This window comes from Bacillus sp. NTK074B, assembly GCF_017303375.1.
Lineage (GTDB): Bacteria > Bacillota > Bacilli > Bacillales > Bacillaceae_B > Rossellomorea.
Genome location: NZ_JAFKOH010000004.1, coordinates 20,534 through 46,790 on the forward strand (window position 1 = coordinate 20,534; position 26,257 = coordinate 46,790).

The following is a 26,257-nucleotide window of genomic DNA, read 5'->3' on the forward strand; positions in this document are numbered from 1 at the left end:
TTCGCTTTTTATCTTTTTTAAATTCTGGAAGTATACCTCTTTATCGAAAATACTCATTTGGCGAAACCACGTCCACCAACCCACTCTCCTTCAGAAACTGGGTTACCAGGTGCACATGTCCCGACCCGATAATCAACAGTGTGCGGTCATCAGGCAACGTACTGATTTCAGCGAGGTTCGAGTAGATGATTAAATTCCGTTGGTACCACCATCTCACCCAATCGATTCCAATATAGCTGGTTTCCCTGCCAATACGGGCTATTGCCATATACATTTCGTGATCGAGTTTGATTCTCGCCTTCGAATTACTTTGTTTGACCATTTCATAAATATTGGGTGCCATATTTAATTGTAACTTCTTACGATATGTATCATCGATGTGTTGATACATTTGCGGCTGCTCTTCCTTCGCCCACTCCATGACCTGCCCCAATCCAAGATTGCCTACATTGTCCATCCAATCAACGGCAAATAGTTTATTATGATTCAGCTCAGATGCCAGTCGAAATCCAATCTGATGAATTTCATCCACTTCCAATGCCAAGTCTTCGTTTAGATATTTGCGGAACTCTTCATTAAGGCATTCATTCTTGTCCTTCTCCACTTCCAATGCGATCTTAGTAGGATTGAACTCTTTCAAACTGTTCACGACTTCCTTGATTTCTCTTTGTCTATCATGTAACAAAACATCATCAAGCTCCACACGGTGAAGATCTGGTGTATAGCGCATATGAAATGTTCCCAGGACCATCACTTTCGGTTTTGAATCCATTTTGACGAACCCCATCCCTTCACGATTCTTTTTTTGACGACCCCACCCGAGCCGCCTACTGTCCTTCACTGTTCTGTTTATCTAACTTCCTATTAATCTCATGCAAAAGGTATAACCCTCTCACCAAACAACCCGTAATGATCCCAAAACCGATGGCCAGGCCGAATACATGTAATGGGATCAATAAAAATCCAATGATGGAGGCTGTGATGATTAGAAATAATAAAAACAATTCTTTCCCTCCGAATATCTGATCGCTTCCTTCATTTTTTCATAATATACTTCCCAGTCTTTTTCCCCATTCTCAATCAGCAGATGCTTAACCGGCAAGTCCTCAAGAATCCCCATCTCCAGATCCCTGCGCATCTTAAGAAACTTCACAAGCCCTTGGTATCCCTCGAGCCCATTCGCTTTTCCGTAGCCTTGCTTCACATGATAATCCGTGAAGAACTGACGCCACTCCTGACTGCGCTCTTCATAGACATGGTTGAACGATTGATCGACGTTTTCCTGGTAAAGATAGATCAGCAGAGGATTCACAGGTGAGATCAACGAGCTGATTTTCTTTATGTGGCTTTCGAGCCTAAACGGCGCTGCATTGTGCATGGCGATAAATTTGGTAAACGGATTTTGCAGGAAACAGCATTCAAATATGTATACTTCATCAGAGAAATTCGTATGTTCGATGAACTCTCTCCAATAGTTGTAAGAGACGTCTTCATACTTGTCCAGATCTAATTCATAGACATCATGAGCAGCTAAGTTTTCAATAAGTGAGGAGTCCGCGTTAGTAAGGTTTCGATATTGTATAAAGAACCGACTCTCTCTTTTCACCGTATATTCTTGAATGGCGTCCCGACTTTCTGGAAACCTTGCAAGAATATCGTGAAACTGCTCTTCATTTAGACAAGCGGTCGATTCATAATCAGCAGGATGACTGCTGTCTCCTTCCTGATAGAGCTTAACCTTGATCCCTTCTTTCTCCAAATGCTCTTTCATAAAGTTAGCCGTTGTCGACTTACCTGAACCAGGTATACCCTCGACGATAATAAGATTGGTATTCACCCCAATCCCCCCATTCTGTATATAAAAAATGCCCTGGATCCACAGGGCATTCCTCCTTATTCACTTAGCTATACGCTACCTCTTTATCCCTCAAACCCAATGCCTTCGCAGTCGACGTATGGATTTCCCTGAAAAGCTCAGGGTTTTCTCCTAATGCCACTCCATAGGAAGGGATCATTTCCTTAATCTTCGGCTCCCACTCTTTCATGTGCTGCGGGAAGCATTTATCCAGTACTTCAAGCATGACGTGAACGGCTGTAGAGGCACCCGGTGACGCACCCAGTAATGCAGCTACGGAACCATCGGCCGCGCTCACCACTTCTGTACCGAACTGAAGGGTTCCCTTGCCTGCCTCGGTGTCCTTGATGACCTGAACACGCTGGCCGGCTACGACGATATCCCAATCTTCGCTCTTAGCGTTCGGGATGAATTCGCGCAATTCTTCCATGCGCTTCTCATTGGACAGAAGCACCTGTTGGATCAGGTATTTGGTTAGTCCCATTTCCTTTACTCCGGCTGCAAGCATCGTGAAGAGATTATTCGGTTTCACGGATGTGATCAGATCCATATTCGACCCCGTCTTCAGGAACTTCGGTGAGAAGCCGGCAAATGGTCCGAACAACAGTGATTTCTTGTTATCGATGTAACGGGTATCAAGATGCGGAACAGACATCGGTGGAGCACCGACCTTGGCTTTTCCGTACACTTTCCCGTGATGCTTTTCAATGACTTCAGGGTTGTTGCATACCATGAAGAGGCCGGATACCGGGAATCCGCCGATCTGCTTGGACTCAGGGATGCCGGTTTTTTGAAGTAAGGGAAGACTTCCGCCTCCTCCGCCGATGAAGACGAACTTCGCTGTATGGTATTCCATCTTGATGCCGTCGATGTCATGGACCTTTACTTCCCATGAACCGTCAGATTTTCGTTTAATATCTTCCACACTGTGGTTGTAGTTGATTTCCACGCCTTTATCACTCAGGTGGTCGAACAACTTGCGGGTCAATGCCCCGAAGTTGACGTCGGTTCCTGAATCGATCTTCGTCGCTCCGATTGGTTCATCCGACTCGCGGCCATCCATGATCAGAGGGATCCATTCCTTCAATTTCTCCGGATTATCGGAGAATTCCATTCCTTCGAAAAGAGGACTCGCTGACAGCGCTTCCAAACGTTTTTTCAGAAATTCCACATTCTCTTCACCTTGAACCATGCTCATATGCGGGATCGGCATGATGAAGTCCTCTGGTTTACCAATGAGATTGCGTTTGACGAGATACGACCAGAATTGTCTTGATAGTTGGAACTGTTCATTAACCTTGATTGCTTTCGTAATGTCTATAGATCCATCAGGCTTTTCGGACGTATAGTTGAGCTCGCATAGTGCAGAATGTCCGGTTCCGGCATTATTCCATTCGTTCGAGCTTTCTTCCCCGGGCTTCGCGAGCTTTTCAAACACTGTGATTTCCCATTCCGGCGCCAACTCTTTCAGCATTACTCCTAAAGTCGCACTCATGACACCAGCACCAATTAAGATAACATCTGTTTTCTTCTGTAAGCTGCTCATTATAACCTTCCTCATCCACTATATTTGCAGGCGCTTCCAATCCAGCACCTTCATGTGTCAAAAAAAATCATACCGTCTTTTATTATAATGATTCATAGGGTAAAATATCTAGTATTATCTGATTATTATAAACTATTTTACGAAAAAACAAAAGTGAAAATAGTGTCAAGAACACGTGGTGATAAAGGTTTAGCAGAACCTTTTCCCCTCTGAACCCTAGCGCCCCAAAGGCAAATCCGACTAAATCAGTAGAGATCCATTATTAGTTTTTCAGAAAAATATTTTTCGGGTATGAGCCCGTCTATGATTCTGATAATTCCGCCTATTAATGGTTCGTTCACTAGGTACTTCAAATTTCACATTTTTTTATTCTATTAGACTCTTCGTCAAAGTACAAATGAGCTTTTCTAAAGGAAGCCCGCTCCATCCATCAGAGCGGGCTTCTACTAATCTACTTCTCTCTCTTTGCTCTGAACGGCCACCAGACCCCATTGCCGAATGATACCGTCATCGCCGGGATCAGCAACGGCAGTACGATCAGTCCGTACAGGAGCAGCCCTGTGATGACAATCGTCGCGATCTGCACAAGACTCAGAACCCCCGATGGCACCATGGCCCCGAATGTTCCTGCGAGGATGATGGCTGCGGTGATGATGACCGTTCCCATCTTCGCCATGGATGCTTTGATGGCGTCTGTCACCGTCATCCCTTCTGCCGATTGTTCACGGAAACGATCCATGAGGAAGATCGAGTAGTCGACCCCAAGGGCCACAAGCATGACGAATCCGAAGAACGGCACGGCCCAGCTGATGCCGTCATATCCAAGCCCCTCCACGAAGATCCACTCGGCTACGGCCACAGACGTGAAGTATGTCAGAAGCAGGGATCCGATCATGTAAAGCGGCATGATGAAAGAACGGAACAGGATTGCCAGGACGACGAACAGACTGATGAGCATGATCGTCACGGTTTGGGTGAAATCACTCGTTGAGATTTCACTCAGGTCGCGGTTGATGCTCGAGACCCCTCCGATGGCAACTTCACTATCTTCGAGTGGCGAATCCTTGATCACACGTTCGGTTGTTTCATTGATGCGCTCAACGGTGTCGATGGCTTCCGGTGAATACGGATTATCGGACAGGATGACCTCGAGCTTCATCCCTTGTTCGTCTTTAAAAGAGTAACGGTCGATCACTTGGGCAAAGTCTTTATTATCTAGAGTACCGGGTGGGAGATACAAGCCCGTATCCCGGATGGTTTGACTGTCGCTCATCCCCTGGAGCTGATCACCTGCCTGGTTCAATCCATCTGTGATCTGGTTCAGGCCATCCAATGGATTCGGCGCCCCTGATTGAGGTGCCTGACCCTGCCCGGCCATGGCTGCTTGCTGGCTTAGTCCTTTTACAGCCTGGTCGAGACCATTTGCCGCCTGATCGACCCCTTCAGCAATCTTTCCGAGCTGATAGTCCGCATTGAATTCTTCAATCGCGTCCCCGGCAGGTCGTGTGATGGAGCGGACGCTCTTCACGCCGTCGACTTTCGCAAGCTCTCGGCTCAACTTTTCAACATAAGGGACCGTATCCTCGGTCACAAGCTTCTCATCGCTTGAAAGCAGGACCTGCACCGGCAGGGAATCCCCTTGACCAAATCCGTCTTCAATCGCTTGAAGACCTTTGACTGAATCATAGCTGTCTCCTATTTCATCTACCGTGTTGAATGAAAGGGCATCGTCATAGGTGAACAACAATGGAACTGTGATGATCGCCACTACTGCCATGGACAGCAGGGGTCGATTGACGGAAAGCTTGCCCATCCACGCCCATAATTTACTGTCATTGTGAGAAACGGATTTTTTTGAAGGCCAGAAAAGCTTTTCCTTCAATGTGGCCATGAAGAACGGCATAACCGTGCTCAAGACCAGAAGGAGGACCGCAATTCCGACCGCTACGGCCACGGCTGATTTAAAGATTGGGAAATCGGCAAACCCGATGGCAAAGAACCCGATGAACACGGCGAGCCCGCTTATGTAAAGTGTCCGCCCCGCTGTCTTATACGTACGGATAATCGCCTCATTGATGGGCTGACCCGCTCCCAGTTCTTCCTTGAAACGGCTCAACAGCAGGATGCAATAATCCGTCCCGATCCCGAACAGGATGGCGACAAGGAAGATTTGAGTGTAGTTCGAAACAGGAAAACCGAACCAGTCAATGAAAAAGGCCACGATCGATTGACTCAGCAAATACGTGATCCCTACCGCTACAAGGGGAATCAGAGGTGTCACGATGGAACGGAACACGGCGAGCAAGAGAGCAAAAATCAGCACGACCGTAATGATTTCCGTCCGCTTCAATCCTTCCTGTGCGCTCAGATTCACATCGTTATTGATGATGGCTTCCCCCGTCAAGTACACAGATGACTCTCCTTTGAGAATATCTGATTTTATAGAGTCCGCCAAATCTACGACTTCCTCCTGTGACCCATCGACCGTGATGGGCACGAGGACAGTCTTTCTGTCTTCCGAGACGAGCTGGTTTTCCAGTTCCTCGCTTTCAAACGGATCGAGGACCGAACTGACCGGATCTCCAAGCTTCTTCATTTCCTCTACATTCGACGCAATGTCTTTCTTCGCCGAATCCGTCAATGTTTCATCCAGTGAGTACACCACGGAGATCGTTTCATCCCCGGCACCGGCATCATTCAGCATTTCCATCGCTTTCTTCGATGCTGCATCATCCGGAAGCTGGAACGTACCCGCTTCCTCTGCCTGTTTTGTGAGGTTCGGTGAGATGACAAATAATAATGCCGTTATGATGAGCAGACCAATCGTAATCGGCCACTTGAATTTGATAATGGATTTCATCCTTTTTCACCCTCCAATTTTAAAATGGTTTTGATTTTCCGGAACATGGTGAGGAATTGATCCAACTCTTCATCCTTCACCTGATCGGCGAATAAAGCTTCAATATAGGTATAGACCGCTTGATCCGACTCCGCCACGACCTTATGACCTTCATCGGTCAGACAGACGAGTTTGGAACGCTGATCCCCTTCAGCCTTGACGATTTCAATCAGATTCTTCTCCTCGAGCTTCTTCAGACGGTTGGAAACCGCACTCTTATGAACACACTGAAGCTCTGCGATCATCCCGGCAGGAATCGGTCCATTCTTACTGACTAGCTTCAGCATCTGGATCTGCTCCGGTGAATACTCCTGCCACACCTCTGCCTTTACATTCTTCAGCACCCGCTCTGTCCCGAATACCATGACATCCTCGAACAGCTCGACTGCTTCGATTAACCGCTTATCCAACTAGTTGACCCCCTAAACTAAATATCGCTATTTTATAGTTTAGGGGGGCAACTATACGGAGTCAAGTAATAAGATGAAAATGTACAAATAAAAAAACCTCGGACTGTCGTTCACTTCTCCGCAGCCCAAGGTTCTTTTAGTCCCGGTATCCTTTCCCGATCACTTTCAGTTTGTCTTTTGAAACGTACACATCAATATCTCCCAGTGAATGATTGTTTCCCGTATAGAAAACGATGATATACGTTTGTTTCCCATCATAATGATGATCCTTTAAGACACCCATTTGGTGATTCACAGTCCCCTCTTTCAGGGTCGCATTTTCCAGTCCCCTTTTATTTCATGCTTTTCTGACCGTGAAAGAGAATCATAAGCAGTTTTGATTACGGGATTTGCGTCTTGATCATCCCCCTGACCACAACCGCTCATGGATACACATATGATGGCTATAGCCATTATGACCTTTCTCATCGGCTCCCTCCACGCTTTTCCCTCATTATCTCTAATGTTAAAAAGGAACGCACTATTTTCCAGAATTTATTGACAAATATATTGATCGGAATCATATAATGGTATTACCATAATTAAAATTGGTATTACCAATCAGGAGGTATCAAAATGAAAGAACGCTCTTCGGATCTCATCGCACGGGACATTACCCGATCCATTTTGGCAGGAGCTCTTGAGATCCATGACTCCCTTCAATCGGAAAGGGATCTCGCTGCCCATTATAAAGTCGGTCGCCCCACCATCAGAGAAGCCCTCCAGCGCCTGGAACGTGACGGCTGGATCACCAGCCGCAAGGGGATGCCCGCTGTCGTGAATGATTACTGGAAGCAGGGGAACTTGATGACGATCGTCACGATCCTTCAACACGAAGAGGAGATTCCAGATGAATTCATCATCCATATGCTACAGCTGCGGATCTCGATTACCCCGGCTTATTTCATGGATGCCTTGGAGAACGGCAGGCTGAAAGTCGTTTCCCTCTTTGCCCCGTTCGAGGACATACCGGACGAAACCAATGCCTATGCGGAATTCGACTGGCAGATCCAGCACGGGGTTGCCATGCTGTCGCCGAACCCCATTTACCTCTTGATCCTGAACAGCTTTAAGGATATTTATATCAGGATGGCAGAGAAATACTTCTCGGAACCTGAACATAGGACTGCTTCACGTGACTATTACCACAGACTTCTGGATTGGATATTGGCCGGTGACATCCAACAAGCCGGGCAAACCATCCGGGACATGATGGAAACAAGCATTAGGCTATGGAAACAAAAAATGGATGGAGGCATGGAGAAATGAAGGAGAATCGATTGTATCGGGATTTCTTTTTACACTTAGACATTTTGATCATGATGGGCATTTTTCTTGTGGTACTTGGCTTTTTGTTCACGATGGAGCTTTCCCTGTTCAGTCTATTATTTTTTGCCGCAGGGATTGTCACCTACATGTTCAGCGAATACCTCACCCACCGCTTTCTCTTCCACATCAAGTCACCGAAGAACCCTTTTTTACTGAATTTAATTAAACGCCTGCATTATGATCATCACAAAAAACCGAATGACCTGAAGCTCCTCTTTCTGCCGATCTGGTACAGTGCACCCAACCTGTTTGTCCTGTGCCTGTTGTTTTACTTCAAAACCGGCTCGATGTCCTTTACCCTTGCGTTCACCACCGGGGTCCTCTTCATGTTCTTTGTATACGAATGGAAGCACTATATCGCTCACCGGCCAATGAAGCCGAAAACACGGTTCGGCCGCTGGCTCAAAAAGACGCATATTCTTCATCATTATAAAAATGAGAATTATTGGTACGGAGTGTCCACTCCATTTGTTGATGTGTTGTTCGGGACCTACAAAGAAGGGGATGACGTGGAGATGAGCGAGACGGCAAAGGATTTGGAGAAGAGGGCATAGAAAAAAGCCCAATCGGGTTTGAACCGATCGGACCTTTTTCTTCTATTCCCACTTAAACACATAACTGGCAATGGCAAACCCGCCGACGAGCCACGCTCCAAGAATCAGCGTCTCTGTTCCAAGCTCCCAAAACGGCGTCTCGAGATTCATCGTCTCCCGGAGCGCTGAACTGAGGTGAGCAATCGGCAGCACTTTCACAATGGGCTGGATGATGTCCGGCATATCGTTGATCGGGAAGAACACCCCGCCGAGAAACAGCATTGGGAACGTCACGAAACCTGCAATCGGTCCCGCACTTTCCGGGTTCTTCGCCATCCCGGCAATGATGAAGCCGAGAGACATGAACGCCAGGGTCCCAAGGATGATAAAGAAGATCATCGCAAGCCACGAGCCCGCTACATTGATGTCAAAAATGAGATCGGCAATCAGTACGACAAGGAGTGCCTGCGTCCCGTTCAGCATCAGGCGCGCCGTGATCTGGGCCGCGATGAAGGTAGATGCCTTCAGTCTCGTCCCCTGCATGCGGCGGAGGATCCCGCGTTCCCGCCATGCGGAGATCTGACCGGCCACCCCGTTCATATTGTTGCTCATGATCATCATGGCGACGATACCGGGAACAAGGAAATCCACATAGCGAATGTTCAACGCTTCGATCCCGACTTTTTCCACCGTCACGACAGGCTTGTAATCGACAAGGTCCTTACTGTATTGATCGATGATCCCATTCACAACCGTAATCCCTAGCTCCGCGGTGGCCAGGTTCTTTTCGTTATAGTATACGGGAATCGAAAACGGCTCTTCCCTTGCTTTCACGTTTTCACCGTATCCTGCCGGGATTTCGATCAGAAGCTGGATATCGCCATTTTTCACGGCTTGCTTCCCGGCTTTGACGTTATCGAATGAAGATGTGTTGAATCCTTCATTCTCATTAAATACGTTCTTTAATTCATTTGAGGCATCCGTTTGATCGCTATCGATCATCCCGACAGTAAGTGAAACGGAATCCCCCCCTCCAGCGAATGAACCCAGCGCTACCATGAGGATCACCGGGAAGAGCAGGGTAAAGAATATAACTTGCTTGTTTCGTGCAAAAATCCGTAACTGTGCCAGTGTCAGCTGCCAATACGCTTTCATGATTCCCGCAGCCTCCTTCCTGTCATATGAATGAAGACATCCTCGAGTGTTGCCTGACGGGTCTGAAGGTCCTCGATTTTCAAGACGTGCTCAGTCGACAGAGTGATGAGTGAGGTCAACGCTATTTGTAACTCATCTGTATACAACTGGACGAAGGTATCCTTGATGGCCACGTCCTCCACCCCATCCATTTTCATAAACCACTCCTGTTCAGGAGGATTGTCCAGATGAAACTCGATCGTACTCGTTGACTGCAATGTTTTCACAAGATTCGTCGGCGTATCAAGGGCAATCAGCTCCCCCTGATCCATAATGCCGATCCGGTCACAAAGCACGTGGGCTTCATCCATGTAGTGAGTCGACAGGATGACCGTCTTCCCCCGCTCCTTCAGTCTGAGAACAATATCCCACAGCGTCCTTCGTGCCTGTGGATCCAGTCCCGTCGTCGGTTCATCGAGAAAGACGATATTCGGATCATGGATCAGTGCGAGGGCAATTGCCAGACGCTGCTTCTGCCCGCCGGACAATCCCTTGATCCGGTCCTTCCTTTTTTCGGTCAGCAGCATATCCTCGATCAATTCATCGATATCCACATTCTTCGGATAAAAGCTCGCATACAAATGGAGGATCTCCTCCACCTTGAGGAGTTCAAACAGCGAAGTCGACTGAAGCTGAACCCCAATCACTTCCTTCACTTTATTCACATCTTTCCGTACGTCAAAGCCCGCTAAGCTTGCCGTCCCCGCGTCAGGCTTCCGGAGCCCGACGAGCATCTCGATCGTCGTCGTCTTTCCTGCCCCATTGGGTCCAAGCAAACCGAAGATCTCCCCCTTCTCCACCTGAAAGCGGACTCCCTTCACCGCCGTAAAGGAACCATATCTTTTCACTAAATCTTTAACATCTACCATGACTTCATTCGGCATAACGAGCCTCCTTTTAAAAAAACGTAACCGCCCATGAATGAGCGGTCCAATTCCTGTTGTTTATACTCGATGATGATCTGCACGCCAATTTTGTACAGCTTTTTTAATGTCACTAGGCGATAAGCTTTCCGTCAATGTCTTTTCGACTAAGGTTGTCAACTCTTCATCCGGCGCGAACCGGAGAGCGATGATCTGCTTCAGAGATAGATTGCTATCCAGCTCATTCCCCGTTAAACGGTAATAACGGAAATTCTCTTCTGCACGGATGACGCGGTCCTGAACCTGAAGGGCATACGTGCGGAGCCTCACTCCGATGAGGATGATGGTGATCACCGCCACGAGAACTAAAAAGCTGAGCAGGGTTTCGTCTCCCACATTCTTTACGAAAAACGTGATTGTCAAAATGAGAGTGATAAGGGCAGACAGGGCAATCCCTACATGGAAGACGGGATCAACCTTGCTGTGATTTTCATAGTTTTGCTGTTTCATGTGTACCTCCTGGGGGGTTATTGATTTATTATATAACAGAACATCATTAAATAGTGGGACGGAACTAAAAGAACACACCTTGAAAGGATATTCAGGAGTGTGTTCTTTTATGCAATCTTTTACGGGTGATTCTGTCAGTTAAACTTATTATTCAAGCCCCTCAGTTCTTCCGACATCTTGACCAACTCTTCAACGAAACGATTCATTTCTTCTGTAGAACCGCTCATTTGTTGGGTGGAAGCCGAAACCTGCTCTATACCTGCCGCATTCTCCTCTGAGATGGCAGCTATTTGTTCAATGGACTCCTTCATGCTGACTTGTTTTGACTGTACCTTCTCCAGTTGGATGCTCACCGTTTCCACAAGTCCGTTCATATCCGAGAGGGTCATGGATATATCCCCGAATGCGACACCCGTTTCATTTAAATTCCTGCGGCCGTTCTCCACCACTTCCAATCCATTTAAGAGAATATGAGCCATTTCATTTGAATTGCTCCTCACATTGTTCACGATATCATGTATGCTCTTGACAGATTTCGAAACGCTTTCAGCCAGCTTCCGAACCTCATCGGCCACCACCGCAAAGCCTTTACCCTGTTCTCCCGCCCTCGCTGCTTCAATGGCTGCATTCAATGCCAGCAAGTTCGTTTGATCCGCGATCTGACTGATCAATGTGACCAGAGACGTGACTTCATTGGTTTGTGATTCGAGGGTTTGAACCTTATTCACCGAGTTGTTTACGACTTCATAAATATGTTCCATTTGATCGATTGAATTTTTCATGAGCCGGGCTCCCATTTGAGTGTTTTTCTCCACTTTTAAAGAAGCGTCCATTAGATGCTCTCCCTTGTTTCTTGACTCGTTGATCAAGAACGTGAATTCTTCCATATCCACTAACATGTCTGTTGATAGCTGAGCTTGGGATTCTGCACCAGATGCCATTTCTTCCATGGTGACAGCAATTTGGGAAGAGCCTTCGGACACTTCATCTGATGTCGTTCTTAACACTTCCCCCTGCCGGCCTACATTCGTCGAAGCAACTCGGATTCCATTTAGCACTTCGCCGAGAGATTCCGTCATCTTATCCATGGATTGGGTCAATCCTACAATTTCATCCTTATACTTATTATCTATTCCCTTTAACTGTTGTTTCGCTTGAGTCACATTCCCCTCTTTAATGGACAATGCCACCTGACTCAATTGTGAAAGGGGCTTCAGCCGCTTACCTAAATAATAGTAGATGCCTATTACTACCAGCATGAACACCACTAGGAAGATTCCGAGAAATAATGGGAGTGATGAAGACAAGACTTCTTGATTGATTGCTCCCACTTCCTTGGCATCCATGTCTACGCCAAGGACACCGATCACCTTCCCGTCACTCCCTTTAATGGGAACAAAAGTTGACAGATAATCACCGTACTCAGGATCTCGAACGATATCTGTACTATTCACTCCCCCTTCAAGAGCAGGAGCTACATCTTCATATGTGGTGGCCGTTGTCGGTTCTCCGACAGGAACCGCCTCTTCATTTGATGACAACCCATCCACCATAATCTCTACCTTTTTTTCATTGACCTGAAGAGTATACACATACATGGCCCCGGTTTTTTCACGATACTCGTTCAGTAATTCCCGAAGTTCTGTATAAGTATCATCTTTCACAGGATTATTCAGGAACCGTTCATACTTCTCCATATCTATTTCTGCGGTGATTCTCTCTGCATCAAGAATCGTATTCTGACTAATGGTCTCATAAACCGATTGATTAGAAGTCAAATAGATTAATACACCACTTATGATCGATAATACCCCGATCACGATAACGAATACCGAAGTCAAGAAAGCTCTTAATGTATTTATCCGTCCTTTTTTTATATTCACCGTTTATCCCCCCATAAATGATGAACAGCTCCTGCAGATGATCTCAGCATAGATGCCCTGGACACTATTCATTAACTATATTATCGGTGATCAATCTCTATTTTTTAGAGATTGGAGGAGATATTTATTCCTATTTTTAATGTGGACGTGCGCCTTCTGCACCAGGTTTCATATCATTATCCTTTGGCGGGATCCTTTCATTCCGTTATGGACGAATTCACAGGCGATCTCTTTTCCTTCTTGAGTTGGTTTAACTAAATCCCCTTTATAGTTTCTCTGAAAAATCAAGAAGGTAGAGAAACATTCAAGAAGCACCGTTGCTGGGCTTTTTAGTCTTTCATTAAAGCCCTGGCTTTATTTATCTGGTATTCCGATACTTGAACGATCCCGATGGCGTTCTCTTCCCCGTCACACCCCTGCAACGAGATGAACCCACTCTTTTCTTCAATTCCTTCGCATACCGCCTGACTCTTTTCTTCCCCGGTCCCGGTCTTTAACACATAGTGGACTTCATTTCCATCGAATGACATTTCATTGATACTGACCTGATTGTTGAAAAAGTTCGATACCGTTACGTCGGATTCTTTCTTTTCCTCCACTCCGTCTACGAATCGCAGCAGTTGTTCGAGGTTCGATACCTCGCCTTCTTCATCCACCAGCGTGTCTCCGTTATCCGTCGCTACTTCCATGGTGTACGCATCGGCCTGTTCTGTATTAGAACAACCGGTAAAGAGTAGAGAGCCGGCAATAAACATAAAAGTCATTTTCCTCACTATATCCTCATCTCCTATCATATTCGTGTACTTCTTCAGTATAGTGGAATTGGAAATAATTTGAAAACACTTTTCGTATCGAATATTCGTTTTAGACATTGCATCCGATGTTGATTGGATGCTTATTTGTCATTTTTGCTACTTCAGTTCATTGATTCGTTTAGTTAATTCGCTAAACTTTCCGTCAAGCTCTGCATAGCCTTCATCACCCGGCATCATGAAACTCAGTCGCCCCAATACTTCCTGTCTGTCCGTCTCGAGCTTCATCCGCTCCTCTTCCTTGTCATCCCGTTTTGCTAGCGGCTCATCCAGCTGTTTCTCTATGGTGCCTTTTTCCATGACAAGCTTGATCCCCGTCGTTTTTTCAAGAAAATAACGGTCATGGGATACGAGGATCAAGGTTCCGTTGTAATCGGACAGGGTTTCCTCCAGCTGCTCCCGGGAAGCGAGATCCAGGTGGTTAGTCGGTTCATCGAGGATCAATACGTCCCTTTCTTCGAGAATGTACTTCATCAGTTTGACCTTCACCCGTTCCCCCATGCTCATGTTTCGGATCGGGGAATGCCAATGAGACGTCTGGAATCCGAGATGGTTCATGAGTGTCTGAACCTTCCCTCGCTCTTCATAGGTTTCTTTATGGAAGAGCTCTCCCGGCGTCTGGTCTAGTGGCAGATCGAACACTTCCTGGGTCAGGTAACCGATATTGGCGGATGGTGACATCCATACGTCGCCTTCTGTGGGTTCTATTCCCATGATGATCTTCAGCAGTGTCGTTTTTCCGCTTCCGTTCGGTCCAAGGATTGATACCTTTTCACCATGCTGGATGGTGAAATTTGCGTTTTCAAATAAGGTCCGTCCCTCGAATGATTTCTTCAGTGTCTTTACTTCAAGGAACCGTTTCCCCGTTTTATGGGTGGATTGGATGGAGAAGCGGACGCTGTGTTCCTTTTCGACTGCTTCTACTTTTGTTTTTTCCAGTTCTCTTTCCAGACGTTTTTGCTTGGATTTGACCTGGCTGTCCGTACGTTTTGCTTTGACACGGTAATGTTCCTTATACCCTTCCTGTTTCGTGGACTGGGCGTGGGCTTTTGCGGACCAGGATGAGAGTTCTTTCATCTGGTTCTCAATTCGCTCCACCATTTTCTGCTGTTTTTCATACTCCCGTTGTTGAGTCAACCTGCGCTCTTTGCGCGCTTCCATGTAGCTGGAATAATTACCTTTATGCTCAATCAACTTCTTCCCTTCGATGGACCATATTTTCGTCACAGCTTCATCGAGGAAATATCGGTCATGTGAGACAAGGAGAATGGTGCCTTTATACTCTTTAATCTGTCTAGTCAGTAGCTCCAGACTCTGTCGATCCAGGTGATTCGTCGGTTCATCCAATAAGAGAAGGTCCGCTCTCTCTGAGAAACCCTTGGCAAGCCTCGCTTTCAGTTTTTCTCCGCCGCTCAACTGCTGAAATTCTTGACTGGGAACTTGCCATTTTTCCATCAAAGCAGCTTGGGTTGGATTCATTCCTTCTGAGGAATGGGTTTCGGTTTCCTGCTCTACCATGGTGATCGTCACATCAGAGTGAAGCCATTGGATCTGTCCTTCCATTGGTGTCCGTTCACCTGCGATTAATTGCAGTAAGGTCGACTTTCCGGCACCGTTATTCCCGATGATCCCGATGACGTCCCCCTCCTGCACCCTGCCATTCACCTTTTCAAATATGGTATGGTCCATTAATTCATACCGTACATTCAATAATTTCAATATTTCTTTCATCGTATCTTCCCCTCTCTTTGAAAAAGGGAGAACAAAAAAATCCTCCCATTGGTTCTGGAAGGATTAGCCGTACCGGTCACGTACACAAAGAAAGCTATCAATCGTTCAATAGCTAAAAACGCATATAAAAATGGGCAGACTAATCCTATTTTAAGTTAATTTGAAATATGGAATTTCAAACGTCTCGAAAATAAGATTAGTTCTTCATCGTCCACCCATCACTCCTGTCATATTTAGTAAATTTACTATATCATGAAACTCTAGGGGGATGCAAAGCCCTTTTTGAATCGTATCATATGGAAAATAAGTGGTAAGATAAGCGTAAGAACTAATTTTGCCTATATGGTAGATGGGAGAGTTGCAAGTGGATTCGATTTGGTTGGAATATGGATGGACATTATTAGTCCTCATCGGCCTGGAGGGCTTGTTATCGGCTGACAATGCCCTTGTCCTTGCCGTGATTGCAAAACATTTATCAGAGGATGAAAAGAAGAAAGCCATAAAGTATGGAATCTTCCTGGCATTCGCCTTCAGATTTGTGGCCCTTTTTGCCATTTCGTTCATCGCAAATGTCTGGCAGATCCAGGCGATCGGTGCAGCTTACCTGCTGTATCTCGGTCTCAAACATGTCATCAAAGCGAAGTTCGGAAAAGAAAATAAGAATAATCAGGAAGAAACGGAAGAAGAAGCAGCGGGTAAAGGATTCTGGCCGACGGTTGGGAAAATCGCCCTGGCAGACCTTGCCTTTGCCATCGATTCCATCCTCGCCGCTGTCGCCCTTGCCCTCGGTCTGCCCGACTCTCCACTGGGGGATTTCGGAGGTATGGACGGTGGACAATTCATCGTGGTCGTTCTTGGCGGAATTGCAGGACTGATCCTGATTAAATATGCGGCAACCTGGTTCGTCCAGCTGCTCGAAAAGCGACCTGCACTGGAAACGACGGCTTATGCCATTGTTGCCTGGGTCGGAGTGAAACTTGCCGTCATCACTCTTGCCCATGAGGATATCGGAGTTCTTGATCATGATTTCCCACACAGTACCGTATGGACCCTGATTTTCTACGGTGTTCTTGTCGGGATCGCCCTGTTGGGTTGGTTTGCTCCTGGTAATAAAGGATCCAAGCAAAGTTCGGTTTAAAAGAAAACGTCCTGTGAACAAATCACAGGACGCTTCTTTATGTCTTTATACTCCCGGGAACCAGCCCGGGGCGTTCATGATCGCATTCCATAACGGATCCGGGACGACCAATTCTTCCTGATTCCCTTTGTCAAGCTCCGTCACGATTTCATCTTCTCTTCCTTCTTTGATCTTCTTGAGCCAATCAGGATCGATGATCAGTTCGCGGCCGAGGGCGAGTAAAGGAACGCCTGACCCGAATGCTTGAACGGCATCATCCGCAGAATAAATTGAACCTACCCCGATGAGAGGTGTACGGTCACCGATGGTTTCCAGCAGATAGTCGATCCTCGCTTTCTCCAGGTCATCCACGCCTTTTCTTGGCTTCGAGAAGAAGTCGAACAAGGAGACATGAAGATAATCTAAGTCTTTATCTGCAAGGGCATCCACGAGAGTCAGGGTCTCCCCCATCGTGAATCCATCCTCTTCAGGTTCTTCTGGTGAGAAACGATATCCAACGAGGAAAGATGGATCGGCATGCTCGGCGACCACGCTCTTCACCTTATCCACGATGGCAAGGGGGAAGGTCATACGGTTCTCAAGATTGCCGCCGAAACGGTCTTCTCTCTGATTCGTCATCGGTGAAAAGAATTGATGGATCAGATATCCATTCGCTCCATGAATCTCCACGCCGTCATAACCCGCTTCAATCGCACGGCGGGTCGTCTCACCGAACGCACCTATGATATTCTCGATCTCTTCTTCTGTTAAGGCTCTGGCTTTCTTCTCGTCATTTTCACCCATTACATCACTTGCGCTCACAACGTCTCCGTCTGGAACAAGATCAGGTGGGCATTGAACTCCTCCGTGGAAAATCTGGAGGACGGCTTTTGCACCCTGATCCTTGATTCCCTTTGCCAAACGTTCAAGGCTCGGGATCATTTCATCCGTATCTCCGCCAAACTCACCCGGGAATCCTTTTCCGTCAGGCGTGACATAGGTGCAGGCGGTGATTACCATGCTCACATCTTTTGAACGCCTCTCATAGTAGGCAACTTCTGCATCCGTGACATTGCCTTTCTCATCCGATGAAAAATTCGTCATCGGTGCCATGATGATGCGGTTTTTTAACTCGACTCCGTTTTTAAATGTATATGGTGTTAATAACTCTTTATATTTATTGTTCATGATTTTGCCTCCTTGTAGTTGTTCAAAGGAAATCTTAATAGATGTTTAGCTATTTGAACAGACATCTGCTTGGAGGATGTGTCCGCAAAATCTAAAATGGGCCTCCCTCGATTTTCGAGGGAGCCCCAGTTTGCATCCATTAATAATTTCAATTCGACCACCGATCTTTATTCTTATACCAATTTCCATTCGTTCGTTAAACAGGTAACTAAAGAGAGTAGCAAAAGAAGAAACCAACATTCCCACAAAGATGTTCAGTAATACGTTTAACCTTTTCTGCTGTTCTGGAATTTGGGTTGTTTCTTATATAATTGATATACTGTATGCATATACATTTTCAAGTTTATAAAAAATGGTATATACAAAGATTAAAGAAGGTGAACGTGATCGAACAGGAATTTGCTCTTTTTAGTATTGTAATAGTCATTGCACTCGGTATTTTCTCACAGTGGCTGGCGTGGCGAATTCAGTGGCCGTCCATTGTCATTATGTCGATAGCGGGACTACTGATTGGTCCTATTTCAAGAGTTATTAACCCACAAGCAGCACTTGGAAGTTTCTATAGTCCCATCATCTCTCTTGCTGTTGCAATGATTTTATTTGAGGGTAGTACAAGCCTGGATATCCGTGAACTAAAAGGAATTTCAAAATCGGTTTTTCGAATCGTAACGGTTGGTGCTTTTATAGCTTGGATTGGTGGTTCATTGGCCGCTCATTTCATTGCAGGACTCAGTCTCGAAATTTCTTTTATCATCGGCGGACTTTTTGTTGTAACAGGACCTACCGTTATTATTCCTATGTTACGACAAGCGAAATTAAAGCCACGAGTCTCTTCGGTGTTGAAATGGGAAGGAATTATCGTGGACCCCGTCGGTCCATTGCTTGCGTTATTTGCTTATGAGATTATACAAATTACTTCTCAGGATTCCTTCCATTTTACTGATTTTATTCCTTTCTTTGTCGACTCGCTTTTAGCCATTATCATTGGATACGTCATTGGAATATTAGTCAGTGTTCTTGTGGGCAAAGGATTGATTCCAGAATATCTTAAATCACCTATTGTCCTTTGTTTTGTGTTAATCTGTTTTATGATCGGTGAAGTCATAATGCATGAAACGGGGATGCTTGCTGTAACCGTAATGGGGCTTTCGTTAGCACGCACCAAAAAATATGTCCACTCCATTGGTAGTATCGGTCATTTTATGGAGAATATTTCAGTTATGCTAACTTCAACTGTTTTTATTTTGCTTACAGCTTCTTTAACGAGAGAGACCGTTTTCGAGATTTTCACTTGGCCCATTATCAGCTTTGTACTAGTCATGCTATTGTTTATCCGTCCATTATCCATTGGAATTTCAACCATTGGAACCGAGCTTACGTTACAAGAAAAAGCACTTGTCGGATGGATTGCCCCAAGAGGAATTGTTGCCTTAACGGTTTCTGGATATTTTGCGGAGCTATTAATTGCAGATGGTTATCAACATGCTACTATTTTAACATCTCTTACTTTAGCGTTAGTATTTATTACAGTTTGTGCTCATGGTTTTTCAATAGGACCACTGGCACGAAAAATGGGATTAGCCAATGCCAACTCTTCGGGTGTATTAATAGTCGGAGCCAGTAGCTTTTGCATTGCCTTTGCCAATCATCTGAAACAAATGGGGACATCAGTCCTACTAACAGATACATCCGAAGATCGTTTAAACCAAGCAAAGAAATTAGGAATCGCTACATACCATGGTGAAATCCTCTCTGAGCAAAGCGACTTCGATATCGACACTACTCCTTATCAAACGATTTTAGCGATGACGGGTGACGCTGCTTATAATGCACTTGTATGTCAATCCTATATCCCTAAATTCGGCTATAATAATACATTTACATTACCTATCGAAAAAAGTGTACTGGAAAATAGAGAATTTCCGCCTTTTGTGAAAAACCATTTGCTATTTCAAGAAGACGCAACGTTTCCAAAATTAAATAAAAAAGTGAATATTGGACATACCATTCAAACCATTGAAATTCAAAAGAAGGAAACCTTCCCCCATAAAGAACAATCATTTAAAGGAACACCACTATGTATCAAAAACAAAAATGGGAACATCTTTTTTATCACACTAAAAGGAAAACTCAATCTTGAAGAGGGGGATCAGCTTGTGGTGTTGGTGGATTAATCCACCAACACTCTCTTAATGATTGCAGAATTTGTTGAAATGACTGTAAATCTATCCAACTAAATCATAGATTTCGATGGAGCTCCCTTCAACATGAATTGAAACCATATTTCCTCAATTAAAAATGCCTCGACAAATAAAATCACAGCTTATAATGTTTTCAAATTGTATGACAATAGACATGGCTTCCCTTTTAAAATTAAAGCTATGGTAAACCAGGCTATTGATTCGAGCTCCAGGTGCTATGCTTTTCGCAGGCTCATCCATGGGTCTCCTCGGGGGTCAAAAAAATCCCCCGAACCAAAAGTCCGAGGGAACATTAAACATACTTCAGTATTCATCAAAATCCACTAAACCCATTGAAACCCCGCTATTTCAACTCCATCAACGCCACGCACTCGACATGTGCCGTCTGCGGGAACATATCCACCGGCTGCAAGTACTTTACACGATACTGCTTCTTCAGATAATCAATGTCTTTCGCAAGCGTCGACGGGTTGCACGATACATATACGAATGTCTTAGGTTTCACTTCTTTCAACGTATCGAGAAGCTTGTGGTCGCACCCCGTCCTCGGTGGATCGACCACGACGACGTCCGGACGCCAGCCTTCGTTTTTCCATTTTGGCATGAGAGTCTCGGCACCCCCGACGAAGTATTCGGCATGACTCACACCGAATTTCTCCGCATTTTTTTTCGCATCATTGATTCCTTCTTTGATGACGTCCATTCCGCGGATTTCTTTCGCTCCGTCTGCAAGCCATAACCCGATGGTACCGACACCACAGTAGGCATCGACGACTTTTTCTTCACCTGTAAGGGCAGCTGCTTTTTTCGCTTCATTGTAGAGCTTACTCGTCTGGATCGGGTTCAGCTGGAAGAAGGCACGGGCGGATAGCTCGTACGTGAATTCGTCCAGACGTTCTTCAATGCTTTCTTTACCTGACAGGTGGACCGTTTCGTCCCCAAATACAAGGGCCGTTTTCTTCGGATTGATGTTTTGAGCAATGGAAACGACTTCGGGAAGACGTTTCTGGATCTCATTGATCAGCAATTCCTTGCGTGGGATTTTCTTTTCAGAGGTGACGAGTACCACCTGTACTTCCCCCGTTTCGAATCCGACACGTGTTACAATCGTTTTCAGGATCGGCTTCTTCTTTTTATCATCGAAGACCGGGATGTTGAAATCGTTGATGATGCGCTTAATCTCCGTTGTCACTTTGTTTGTGAGCGGGTGCTGGACGATACACTCATCAATGTCGATAAGTTTGTTGGAATTCATGCTGTATAAACCTGCGATGGCTTTACCGTTTTGCGTTCCCACCTGGAACTGGCTTTTGTTCCGGTAATGCCATGGGTTGTCCATGCCAATTGTCGGTCGGATATCCAAGTCTTCTAGATTGAGCTTCGTGTGGCGCTCAAGGGATTGAAGAAGGATGTCACGTTTCGCGTCAAGCTGTCCTTCATAGGATAGATGCTGAAGTTGGCAGCCTCCGCATTGTTCATAGACAGGACATGGCGCTTTCACGCGCTCTGGTGACTTCTTCCGGATCTTTTTGATACGGGCTTCGGTGAATTTCGGATGGACTTTGGTCACTTCGACGACCACTTCTTCCCCTGTGAGGGCTCCCGGTACGAAAACGATTTTTCGCTTAAAGAACCCGACTCCTTCCCCGTTGATGCCGATTTTCTTTATGGTCAGAGGAAACTGCTGTTTCAGCTCGATTTTCACTTCATTGTGTTGTGTTTTTTTTACGTATTGCTTTTTCATTGATTCACGTCCGTTCTATTCGATACTTCTCCATAAATACAGGGATGCATAGCTTAAATAAGGATGCCAGGATGCGCTGAATTCGTCCAGCTCGTCCATGGTCGGTTTCTCTTCCATCTGAAATAATTTCTTGATGGCGTTCTGGATGCCGATGTCCGCTTTCGGGAATAGGTTTGGGCGGCCGAGTCCGAATAACAGAAAGCTTTGGGCCGTCCATGGTCCGATCCCGCGGATTTTTGTGAGTTCTTTGATGACTTCTTCATCCGTTTGCTTGGCGATCTTAGCTAAATCGAGTTCTCCACTCGACACCTTTTCCCCGACTCCTATCACATACTCCGCTTTTCGCTGACTGAACTGCAGTTCCCGCAGTTCCTCCACAGTGAGGGCTGATAGATCCTCCGGAGATGGGTAGAACCAGACTCCGTCCTTTTCCCAGCCATAGGTCGTGACAAAACGATGGGTCAGAGTAAAAGCGAACTTCAGGTTCAGCTGCTGATGGATGATGCTTTTGATGATGGTGGCAAAGGGATCGAACTCCAGAACCAGCGGTGTTCCCACATGCTCCTCAAAAATCGGCTTCAGGTCGGTTTCAAGAAAATGCGTGTGCATATCGTGGAGACCGGTTTGCCATTGGAATATGTCAGAAATACGCTTATGCTTCTCATTCAGATTCTCTTCGTTTTCAAAAGTGATGCTGAACTCAGGCTCATCCGTCGTACCTGTTGCCTGTACCCCGATGACCTCACCCTTCCCACTTGGAAGATAATACGGCACCTTCACACTTCTGTCAGCCTGGTCCACAGCATTCAACGGATCCAGCGCCAACCGCTCCAGAACCCGGTCAAAATCATACGGACCCTCAATCTTAACATTCCTAACTGCCATTAACCTCAACCCCCCGCACAAAACTTGTATGTGTATTATAGCACATACTCCTTTAACAGAAGAGGGACGGACCTTTAAAAGATCCCCCCCTCATTTGAAACGAATATATTTTAGGGACGGACCTCGATTCCTAGGACCAAGTCCTAGGAATGCAGGTCCGTCCCTCTTATTTCATCATTGGATGCTCGTCGAGGCTTTTGAATATGTAGCCCCGTTTTTTAAGGTCCTGTATGGCTTTCTCCAGTGCGTCCGCGTTGTCTTTTGAGACGGAGTGCAAGAGGATGATGGCACCGGGATGGGCCTGGGCCATGATATTGTCATAGGAGTACTGCCATCCTTTTTGCTGATCGGTCTTCCAGTCGATGAACGCGAGTGACCAGAAGACGTGTGTGTAGCCTTCTTCTTTGGCAATCTGGAGCGTGCGTTCAGAGAATACGCCTCTTGGCGGACGCAGATACTTCATTTCTTTCTGTCCAGTCAATTCTTTCGTTTTCACTTTCACTTTTTCAAGCTCTTCCCGGATCTTCTGATCAGAGCTTGCCGTGAAGTCCGGGTGATGCCAGGAATGGTTTCCGATGATATGTCCTTCTTTCACCATCCGCTTGACGAGGTCCTCGGCACTCAGCAGATAATGCCCGGTCACGAAGAACGTGGCTGGTACTTTTTCCTGTTTCAGGACATTGAGGATCTTTCCCGTATAGCCATTTTCATACCCGTTGTCGAATGTGACATAAAGTACTTTTTTATCCGGTGAGCCTTTATAAAAGGCATCGTACTTCTCAAGGAGCTGGTCATATGCTGCTCCCGCTTCCGGCTGTTCTTCATTTTGACTCTTTTTGAATCCCCAGCCGATCGGATTATTGGATACTGCATAAGCCTCGGCCGGTATGAGCAATACTAAGATTGCCGCTATTATGAACACTTTTAGTGATTTTCGCAAGTTGAACCCTTCTTTCACTTCCGTTTCCTATAGTTTTTGAGAAGTCGAAGGATTCATGTGTACTAATAGTATCCATAAATGGGATGGCGTATGAAAATTCTGTTCATGAATGATGGTTTTCTCGCCGGTTGAGGCAGTTTAATCGTTTGTCCCTGTACTTTTAGTGTTTGTGGCGGCAATATTAACGGTCGTTGCGGCACTTTCTCTTTCTTCCACCATTGAAGGTCCGTCCCTCTATTCAAAAAACGTTTGATATTTCGTGGCCATTTCGGTCAGTTTGCCTTCATGTTCGTCGATGAAGGTGGAGACAGCTTTTTTGTCCCAGATGTTTTCCCCCTTTGGAAAGTCGCTGAATTGTTTGGACATACCTGCGACCATTTTGTCCCTGGACACGGATACCATGGATTCGTCCACGGTGAAGTGATATTCTTTTGCATTGGGAACGAGAAGGGTCAGATAAATTGCGTTGTAGTAGAAATTTTTCCGATTGACGTTGGTGCCATCGAACCAGTACTCATTCACATCGCTTTCAGATAGCTTCCCTTCTTTCTCATAGCCGTATGTTACCTTCACCATTTCACCGGAAAGGTCGATCTCCTTGATTGTCTCGCCACCGGGAAGCTCTTGCAGAATGGCCTGTACTTTGGAGTTATCTCCTACATAGGTTCCGCTATTTTCTTTTAAAATATCCAGTTTTACATCGTCAATGGAAGTGATATCCGCATCTTTTTCAGGATTCGCGGCACACCCGGTCAATAAGATCATCAAGGTTAGAATCAACATGCCAAATAGTTTATTGAATATCATACTAATCCTCCAGCTCTTCTGTTTGTATGTTATACGGATGAACGTCCTTTCAAGTTTCATTTCTCCACCTATATTAACATAATCACCCATAAGAAAAACCACCCCGCAGCCTGTACGAGGTGGTACTTTCAACTTATTTAAACACTTTTTCCTTAAACTGAGCCAGTTTTTCCAAAGAAGATTTATCGACTTCTTCATGAAGGCTGTTGCCATGAGAATCCATCGTCACAACAGCCGTAAATCCTTCTACATTCAGGTGCCACATCGCTTCCGGAATACCGAATTGCATCAGGTCAACTCCGTCTACACCTTTGATACAATCAGCGTAATACTGAGCTGCTCCACCGATGGCATTCAGATAAACACCGCCGTGATCTTTCAAAGCAGCAAGGGTTTTCGGTCCCATACCGCCTTTTCCGATGACGGCGCGGATGCCGAAACGCTTCATGATATCGCCTTGATAAGGTTCCTCACGAATGGACGTCGTCGGGCCCGCTGCCTTCACATGCCAGTTTCCTTTATCGTCCTTCAGCATAACCGGTCCGCAATGGTAAATGATTTGTCCGTCCAGATCAACGGGAGCGTCATTTTCACTCAGATGCTTGTGGATCGCGTCACGGCCAGTATACATGCGGCCGTTGATATGAACGACGTCTCCCACTTTCAGTTCACGGATTTTTTCTTCCGTAATCGGTGCTTCAAGAACCACTACATTTGGCTGTTCACCAGAACTTGCCGCTGCCGTTTCGAGCTCAGCAACTGAACCTTGAGTCAGGTCGATCTTGTCGCCTTCCTGATAGAACCACTCGTCGATGCCGCCTGATGTCACATCCAACTTCACGCCTAAACGACGGAACGCCCAGCAGTTATACGCGACGGATACGAAGAAGCTTGCTGGGATACGATTCATGACTCCGACCTTACAGCCCAGCAGCGTCGTTTCACCACCGAATCCCATTGTTCCGATTCCAAGCTCGTTGGCATTTTCCATCACATACTCTTCCAGTTTACGAAGATCTTCGTTCGGATTCACATCCTCAACGGAACGGAATAGTTGTTCTTTTGCCAGATCATATCCGGAAGAACGATCTCCACCGATTCCAACGCCGATGAACCCGGCGCTGCAGCCCTGTCCCTGTGCCTGATACACCGAATGCATCACGCATTTACGAATCCCATCAAGGTCACGTCCTGCACGGCCCAGTCCTTCAAGCTCACACGGAAGGCTGTACTGAATGTTTTTATTTTCACAACCGCCGCCTTTTAAGATCAGGCGCGCATCGATATAATCCTTATCCCACTGTTCGAACTTGATGACAGGCGTCCCAAGACCAAGATTGTCCCCTGAGTTCGCACCAGTTAGTGAATCTACAGAGTTCGGACGGAGCTTTCCGTCTTTCGTTGCTTGTACCATGGCGGCATAAATCGCTTCTTTCATTTCAAGCTGATTTACGCCGACCGGTGTTTTTATTTTAAAAGTAGGAAGACCTGTATCCTGACAAATCGGCGATACATTGTCATCCGCCATCTTTACGTTGTTTGAAATGGTGTCCAGACTCATCGCTGAACGGGTTCCTGCGTTCTCACGGGCTTTCGCCGAGCGGATTGCACGTCGTACATCCCTTGGCAGGTTCGTGGACGTTTCCACAATCAAATCATACATACTTTGCTGTAATGTCTCTTTATTCATCGTTCTCCCCCTCTAAAGATCTCAATAACAGTCGTAATTTTCATTCATCATTATACTCCTATAAGAATGAGATTGAAAGGG

Annotated in this window: 23 protein-coding genes; 4 read left to right on the top strand and 19 right to left on the bottom strand. The window is 46.0% G+C overall.

Annotation, left to right across the window (positions count from 1 at the left end; translation table 11 throughout):
* Window positions 1-40 precede the first annotated feature (40 nt).
* From JI667_RS08160 to JI667_RS08190, 7 genes are all read right to left on the bottom strand, one after another.
* Window positions 41-772: a DUF5694 domain-containing protein gene (locus JI667_RS08160; protein ID WP_206851924.1), complete on the bottom strand. Its 732-nt coding sequence runs from the start codon at window positions 770-772 to the stop codon at window positions 41-43.
* Between the two features lie 55 nt (window positions 773-827).
* Window positions 828-1,004 carry a hypothetical protein gene (locus JI667_RS08165; RefSeq protein WP_206851925.1) on the bottom strand — a complete coding sequence of 59 codons (177 nt, stop codon included), beginning with the start codon at window positions 1,002-1,004 and terminating at the stop codon, window positions 828-830.
* On the bottom strand, window positions 986-1,837 hold the full coding sequence (locus JI667_RS08170) for a hypothetical protein (protein WP_206851926.1): 852 nt from the start codon (window positions 1,835-1,837) through the stop codon (window positions 986-988). The genes JI667_RS08165 and JI667_RS08170 overlap by 19 nt, the downstream gene beginning before the upstream one ends.
* Before the next feature lie 64 nt (window positions 1,838-1,901).
* Window positions 1,902-3,401 carry a malate:quinone oxidoreductase gene (locus JI667_RS08175; protein WP_206851927.1) on the bottom strand — a complete coding sequence of 500 codons (1,500 nt, stop codon included), beginning with the start codon at window positions 3,399-3,401 and terminating at the stop codon, window positions 1,902-1,904.
* 451 nt (window positions 3,402-3,852) lie between these two features.
* Entirely contained in the window at window positions 3,853-6,261 is a 2,409-nt protein-coding gene (locus JI667_RS08180; RefSeq protein WP_206851929.1) for an MMPL family transporter, read from the bottom strand.
* Complete coding sequence (locus JI667_RS08185) at window positions 6,258-6,710, bottom strand: MarR family winged helix-turn-helix transcriptional regulator (protein ID WP_206851931.1); 453 nt, start codon at window positions 6,708-6,710, stop codon at window positions 6,258-6,260. Before JI667_RS08185 ends, JI667_RS08180 begins: the two co-directional genes overlap by 4 nt.
* A 136-nt stretch (window positions 6,711-6,846) precedes the next feature.
* A complete protein-coding gene (locus tag JI667_RS08190; protein WP_206851933.1) occupies window positions 6,847-7,005 on the bottom strand; it encodes a hypothetical protein in 159 nt (52 codons plus the stop codon).
* Window positions 7,006-7,325: 320 nt separating this feature from the next.
* On the opposite strand from JI667_RS08190, the gene JI667_RS08195 reads away from it, so the two are divergent.
* A complete protein-coding gene (locus tag JI667_RS08195; protein ID WP_206851935.1) occupies window positions 7,326-8,018 on the top strand; it encodes a GntR family transcriptional regulator in 693 nt (230 codons plus the stop codon).
* Window positions 8,015-8,632: a sterol desaturase family protein gene (locus tag JI667_RS08200; protein WP_206851944.1), complete on the top strand. Its 618-nt coding sequence runs from the start codon at window positions 8,015-8,017 to the stop codon at window positions 8,630-8,632. The genes JI667_RS08195 and JI667_RS08200 overlap by 4 nt, the downstream gene beginning before the upstream one ends.
* Window positions 8,633-8,674: 42 nt before the next feature.
* On the opposite strand, the gene JI667_RS08205 is transcribed toward JI667_RS08200, so the two are convergent.
* The 6 genes from JI667_RS08205 to abc-f all read right to left on the bottom strand — a co-directional run bounded on the left by JI667_RS08205 (window position 8,675) and on the right by abc-f (window position 15,604).
* Window positions 8,675-9,766 (bottom strand): ABC transporter permease, encoded by a 1,092-nt coding sequence (locus JI667_RS08205; RefSeq protein ID WP_206851945.1) that lies wholly within the window; start codon window positions 9,764-9,766, stop codon window positions 8,675-8,677.
* Window positions 9,763-10,689, bottom strand: a complete 927-nt coding sequence (locus tag JI667_RS08210) for an ABC transporter ATP-binding protein (protein ID WP_206851947.1) — start codon at window positions 10,687-10,689, stop codon at window positions 9,763-9,765. The genes JI667_RS08205 and JI667_RS08210 overlap by 4 nt, the downstream gene beginning before the upstream one ends.
* A 60-nt stretch (window positions 10,690-10,749) precedes the next feature.
* Complete coding sequence (locus JI667_RS08215) at window positions 10,750-11,178, bottom strand: DUF6526 family protein (protein WP_206851948.1); 429 nt, start codon at window positions 11,176-11,178, stop codon at window positions 10,750-10,752.
* Window positions 11,179-11,312: 134 nt separating this feature from the next.
* Complete coding sequence (locus JI667_RS23060) at window positions 11,313-12,875, bottom strand: methyl-accepting chemotaxis protein (RefSeq protein ID WP_306465452.1); 1,563 nt, start codon at window positions 12,873-12,875, stop codon at window positions 11,313-11,315.
* A 515-nt stretch (window positions 12,876-13,390) separates the two neighbouring features.
* On the bottom strand, window positions 13,391-13,834 hold the full coding sequence (locus JI667_RS08225; RefSeq protein WP_206851950.1) for a hypothetical protein: 444 nt from the start codon (window positions 13,832-13,834) through the stop codon (window positions 13,391-13,393).
* A 138-nt stretch (window positions 13,835-13,972) separates the two neighbouring features.
* Window positions 13,973-15,604, bottom strand: coding sequence for a ribosomal protection-like ABC-F family protein (gene abc-f / locus JI667_RS08230; RefSeq protein WP_206851951.1), 1,632 nt, complete (start codon window positions 15,602-15,604; stop codon window positions 13,973-13,975).
* A gap of 364 nt (window positions 15,605-15,968) precedes the next feature.
* Here abc-f and JI667_RS08235 point away from each other — a divergent pair, with 364 nt between their 5' ends.
* Complete coding sequence (locus JI667_RS08235; RefSeq protein ID WP_206851952.1) at window positions 15,969-16,742, top strand: TerC family protein; 774 nt, start codon at window positions 15,969-15,971, stop codon at window positions 16,740-16,742.
* A gap of 45 nt (window positions 16,743-16,787) precedes the next feature.
* Here the strand turns inward: JI667_RS08235 and JI667_RS08240 are convergent, their stop codons facing one another.
* Complete coding sequence (locus JI667_RS08240; RefSeq protein WP_206851953.1) at window positions 16,788-17,909, bottom strand: NADH-dependent flavin oxidoreductase; 1,122 nt, start codon at window positions 17,907-17,909, stop codon at window positions 16,788-16,790.
* 323 nt (window positions 17,910-18,232) lie between these two features.
* Between JI667_RS08240 and JI667_RS08245 the strand changes: the two genes are divergently transcribed.
* Complete coding sequence (locus JI667_RS08245; protein ID WP_206851954.1) at window positions 18,233-20,083, top strand: cation:proton antiporter; 1,851 nt, start codon at window positions 18,233-18,235, stop codon at window positions 20,081-20,083.
* A 370-nt stretch (window positions 20,084-20,453) separates the two neighbouring features.
* Here JI667_RS08245 and rlmD read toward each other — a convergent pair whose 3' ends face one another.
* The 5 genes from rlmD to JI667_RS08270 all read right to left on the bottom strand — a co-directional run bounded on the left by rlmD (window position 20,454) and on the right by JI667_RS08270 (window position 26,176).
* Complete coding sequence (gene rlmD / locus JI667_RS08250; RefSeq protein ID WP_206851956.1) at window positions 20,454-21,854, bottom strand: 23S rRNA (uracil(1939)-C(5))-methyltransferase RlmD; 1,401 nt, start codon at window positions 21,852-21,854, stop codon at window positions 20,454-20,456.
* A gap of 15 nt (window positions 21,855-21,869) precedes the next feature.
* A complete protein-coding gene (locus JI667_RS08255; RefSeq protein ID WP_206851958.1) occupies window positions 21,870-22,739 on the bottom strand; it encodes a DNA-3-methyladenine glycosylase family protein in 870 nt (289 codons plus the stop codon).
* Window positions 22,740-22,905: 166 nt separating this feature from the next.
* A complete protein-coding gene (pdaA, locus tag JI667_RS08260) occupies window positions 22,906-23,679 on the bottom strand; it encodes a delta-lactam-biosynthetic de-N-acetylase (protein WP_206851960.1) in 774 nt (257 codons plus the stop codon).
* 234 nt (window positions 23,680-23,913) lie between these two features.
* Window positions 23,914-24,486 (bottom strand): DUF4825 domain-containing protein, encoded by a 573-nt coding sequence (locus tag JI667_RS08265; protein ID WP_206851962.1) that lies wholly within the window; start codon window positions 24,484-24,486, stop codon window positions 23,914-23,916.
* Window positions 24,487-24,619: 133 nt separating this feature from the next.
* Complete coding sequence (locus JI667_RS08270) at window positions 24,620-26,176, bottom strand: fumarate hydratase (RefSeq protein ID WP_206851964.1); 1,557 nt, start codon at window positions 26,174-26,176, stop codon at window positions 24,620-24,622.
* Window positions 26,177-26,257: the final 81 nt, after the last annotated feature.